We start from the raw sequence: 4081 nt of genomic DNA, 5'->3' as shown, positions 1-4081 counted from the left end.
GATGAAACGACTATCCTAACCGTTGACCAGTATGACTGCATTGTGGTGGATGAGTGCCATCGGGGGTATTTGCTTGATCAAGAATTGAGCGAGACAGAATTAACGTTCCGGGACTTCAACGACTACATATCGAAGTATCGGCGGGTGCTGGATTACTTCGATGCGGTGAAAATTGGTTTGACGGCAACTCCAGCGCTGCACACAACGCAAATCTTTGGAGAACCCGTTTACACTTATAGCTATCGGGAAGCGGTGATTGATGGCTGGTTGATTGACCACGAACCACCGTATCGGATTAGGACTGCCCTTTCTGAAGATGGTATTGTCTGGAACCCAGGCGACCAGATGGAGTTTTTTGACCCCAAAACAGGGCAGCTAGATTTAGTTCACGCACCGGATACTGTCCGCATTGATGTTGAGCAGTTTAATAAGCGGGTTGTTACGGAAGAGTTTAACCGAGTGGTTTGTGAGTATTTAGCGGAAAATATTGACCCTGCGTTACCGGGAAAAACTCTGATTTTCTGCGTCAATACCGCTCATGCCGATATTGTGGTTGATCAATTGAAAATTGCTTTGGAAAACGAGTATGGTAGCGTCGAAGATGACTCGGTGCTGAAAATTACCGGGAATGCCGATAAGCCGTTGCAGTTGATTGGCCGCTTTAAAAATGAGGTCAATCCCAAAATTGCGGTGACAGTAGATTTGTTGACGACGGGGATTGATGTCCCAGAAATATGTAACGTGGTGTTTATGCGGCGGGTGAATTCCCGGATACTTTACGAACAGATGTTGGGGCGGGCAACTCGACTGTGTGACGAGATTGGTAAAGAGGTGTTTCGGGTGTTTGATGCGGTAGATATCTATACCGCCATCTCAAAGGTGTCCGAAATGAAGCCTGTGGTCAATAAGCTCAATGTTTCTTTTAGCCAGTTGGTTGGTGAACTGGGGGTGGTGCAGGATTCGGCAGCGATTAAGAGTATTATTGATGAACTGTTGGCGAAGTTGCAGCGCAAAAAGCGATCGCTCTCGGATGACAGCAAGGAGGCAATTGAAACGCTGGCGGGAATGCCTGTTGAGGGCATGGTAAGCCATTTACGCGAATCTAGCCCCAGTGAGGCGGCGCAGTGGTTGCGGGATAGAAAAGAAATTGCCCAAATGCTAGACCGACGCGATGGCGGGATGCAAGCGGTTCTTATTTCCCGCCATCAGGATGTGTTGAGAAGCGTGGAACGAGGGTATGGGGATGCCGAACGACCGCAGGACTACTTGGAGGGCTTTAGTGCCTTTTTGCGGGAGAATTTGAATAAACTCCCGGCGCTGCTGGTGGTGACTCAGCGACCGCGTGACTTGACCAGGACGCAACTTAAGGAACTGCGTTTGTTGTTGGATGCAGCAGGGTTCTCGGAAACTAATCTGCAAGTGGCGTGGCGGGAGATGACAAATGAGGATATTGCCGCTTCGATTATCGGGTTTATCCGGCAGGCAGCGTTGGGCGATGCGTTGGTGCCTTATGGAGAACGAGTAGATAAGGCGATGAAGAAAATCTTGGCGAGTCGTAATTGGACGGCACCGCAGCGCAAGTGGTTGGAGCGGATTGGTCAGCAGTTGAAGACAGAGGTTATTGTAGACCGGGAGGCTTTCGATCGGGGAGCTTTTAAGGCTCAAGGTGGAGGATTTGAGCGTCTTAATCGAACTTTTGATGGGCGGTTAGAAGCGATTCTGGTGGATATTAACCAAGCGCTTTGGCAAAATAGTAGTTAATGACCACCTAGAGAAGTAATAACATTTATTTCGTTTAATTTTACCTATTCTAGTTTGATAAATTTCCCAGAGATTAAAATCGAGCGACTCAGAGATGAAACTAATATTGAAGACAACGATTGATACTGTTCAAAAATTGATGAGGATAGAGGAATGAGTGTAGTAAGGATTGAAGGCAAAGAATACGCAATCAGACAAATCTTTAGTGATGACTTTGAATTTACAATTCCGGCTTATCAACGACCTTATTCTTGGGATAGTGAGAAAGCGGAAGCACTGCTCAATGATCTTTTAAGCGCTTTGGGCCATGAAAATAAAGCAAGTGAAGATATAGAGCCTTACTTTTTAGGATGTATTGTCCTGATAAAAGATAATAGTAGGTATGCAGAAGTTGTAGATGGTCAACAAAGGCTTACCACCTTAACTATTTTGCTAGCTGCATTACGTGCATCACTACCTGATCAATATGCCAAACCTATAGTTAAATATATTTGCCAGATAGGAAACCTGCTTGATGGTACTTCTAATCGATATCGTTTAAAGCTACGCGAACGTGATGAAGATTTTTTTAAGGAATATATTCAAGATGAAGATGGAATCGAAGAACTTAGAACTTTAAATGATGCTGAGCTATCAGATAGTCAAAAGCTAATCCGAGCTAATGCTCTTCTATTTTTAAACCGCTTGCAAGGGATTCAAAACGAATCAGAATTACTTTTTTCATATTATTCTAATAATTTTAATGAATCTTCGCCAGAAAGCTATTCACTAGACTACTCAGAAAATATCCCTGAACCTCAAAGAATTCGTTTAGCTCAATTTATCATTCACAGATGTTTTCTGGTAGTAGTATCTACTCCAAATCTTGAAACAGCATATCGAATATTTGCTATTTTAAATGACCGAGGGTTTAATATTTCCCTTGCTGATATTTTGAAATCAGAAATTATTGGAAAAATCGACAAGGAACAACAAAATAAATATGCCAAAAAATGGGAAGATGCTGAAGAAAAGCTAGGGCGTAAGAACTTTGAAGAACTTTTTTCACACATTCGTACAATTCGCCGTAAGGTAAAACCTAATAGAAACCTACTTGATGAGTTAAGAGAGTATGTTATAAAACCAATTAATAGTTCTCAATATTTTATTGACGATACTCTTTGTCGTTATGCTAAGGCTTTTTATAAAATTCAGAAACCTTACGATGAGGCAAATAGACTTGTAGACCAACTCAAATGTATTTTTGCATGGTTGAATAAAATTACTCATTTTGATTGGCTACCACCAGCTATTGCCTATCTCGCAATTCCAAATTTAGATACTTTATCCTTAGTACAGTTTTTTACAGATTTAGAACGTCTTGCAGCGGGTCTAATGATTCTAGGAATAAACAATAATGCACGTTTCAGGCGCTATGGTCAACTGCTTGAGCTCATTGAAAAGGGGCAGTTTGCTAAGTTGTTTGAATTTAATTCACCTCTACAACTCACTTTATTGGAGCAGAATAAGATTATTAATATACTGAATGGTGACCTCTATTTAATGAATAGATTTAGTCGTTATGTCTTACTACGTTTAGATACTGAGCTTTCTGGGAGCGGAGCTTCTTACAACCACGATATTATTACCATAGAACACGTATTACCCCAATCTCCATCTCCAGGAAGTAACTGGGAAAAATTATTCCCTAGTAAAGAAGAACGAGAGAAAAAATACTTGCATTGTCTGGGAAATTTAGTTCTTCTCGCTCGTAGTAAAAATAGCCAAGCCCAAAACTATGATTTTGAATATAAAAAAAAGGTTTACTTCACTCGTGATAATAATACTTCACCTTTTACACTAACTTCATTAGTATTAATGGAGGAGGAATGGAACCCAAAGGTTATTGAAGAGCGACAAATAAAATTAATGAAGGTGTTGAAAGATACTTGGCGCTTACAAGATGATTCAGGAGACGTTCAGTTAAGCTTTTTTGACATCCCCGGTATTGAACTTGAATAGTTATTCAAGCCCTAAATTATAACTGATTGAGTAAAACTAATTATAGGCTGCTGATGAACGCAACGACTGATATTGTCCAAAAACTCTGGAACCTGTGCCACGTCCTGCGGGATGACGGCATTACTTACCTGCAATACGTCACCGAACTGACTTACCTGCTGTTTCTCAAGATGGCGCAGGAGACGGGGGTGGAAGACCAATTGCCCCAAGGGTTACGCTGGGCAGATTTGACGGCGAAAGAGGGGATAGAACAATTGACATTCTACCGCTCTCTGCTGCTGGAATTGGGATCAAAAGCTTCATCGCTACGGGTGCAGGC

At 41.9% G+C, this 4081-nt stretch carries 3 protein-coding genes; all 3 read left to right on the top strand.

What is annotated here, in order from left to right:
* On the top strand, positions 1-1761 hold a 1761-nt coding region (gene hsdR / locus QUB12_RS36825), incomplete at its 5' end, for a type I restriction-modification system endonuclease (RefSeq protein WP_333311028.1).
* A 153-nt stretch (positions 1762-1914) separates the two neighbouring features.
* The gene (locus QUB12_RS36820) at positions 1915-3762 is read left to right on the top strand and encodes a DUF262 domain-containing HNH endonuclease family protein (RefSeq protein WP_333311027.1); all 1848 of its coding nucleotides are present in this window, start codon (positions 1915-1917) and stop codon (positions 3760-3762) included.
* A 53-nt stretch (positions 3763-3815) separates the two neighbouring features.
* Positions 3816-4081 (top strand): type I restriction-modification system subunit M N-terminal domain-containing protein (locus QUB12_RS36815; protein WP_333311026.1); only part of this gene is annotated, 266 nt, incomplete at its 3' end.

Source organism: Microcoleus sp. B7-D4, assembly GCF_036705125.1.
GTDB lineage: Bacteria > Cyanobacteriota > Cyanobacteriia > Cyanobacteriales > Microcoleaceae > Microcoleus.
Note: the sequence above shows the minus strand (reverse complement) of the source record. Positions and strands in the feature narration are given on the sequence as shown.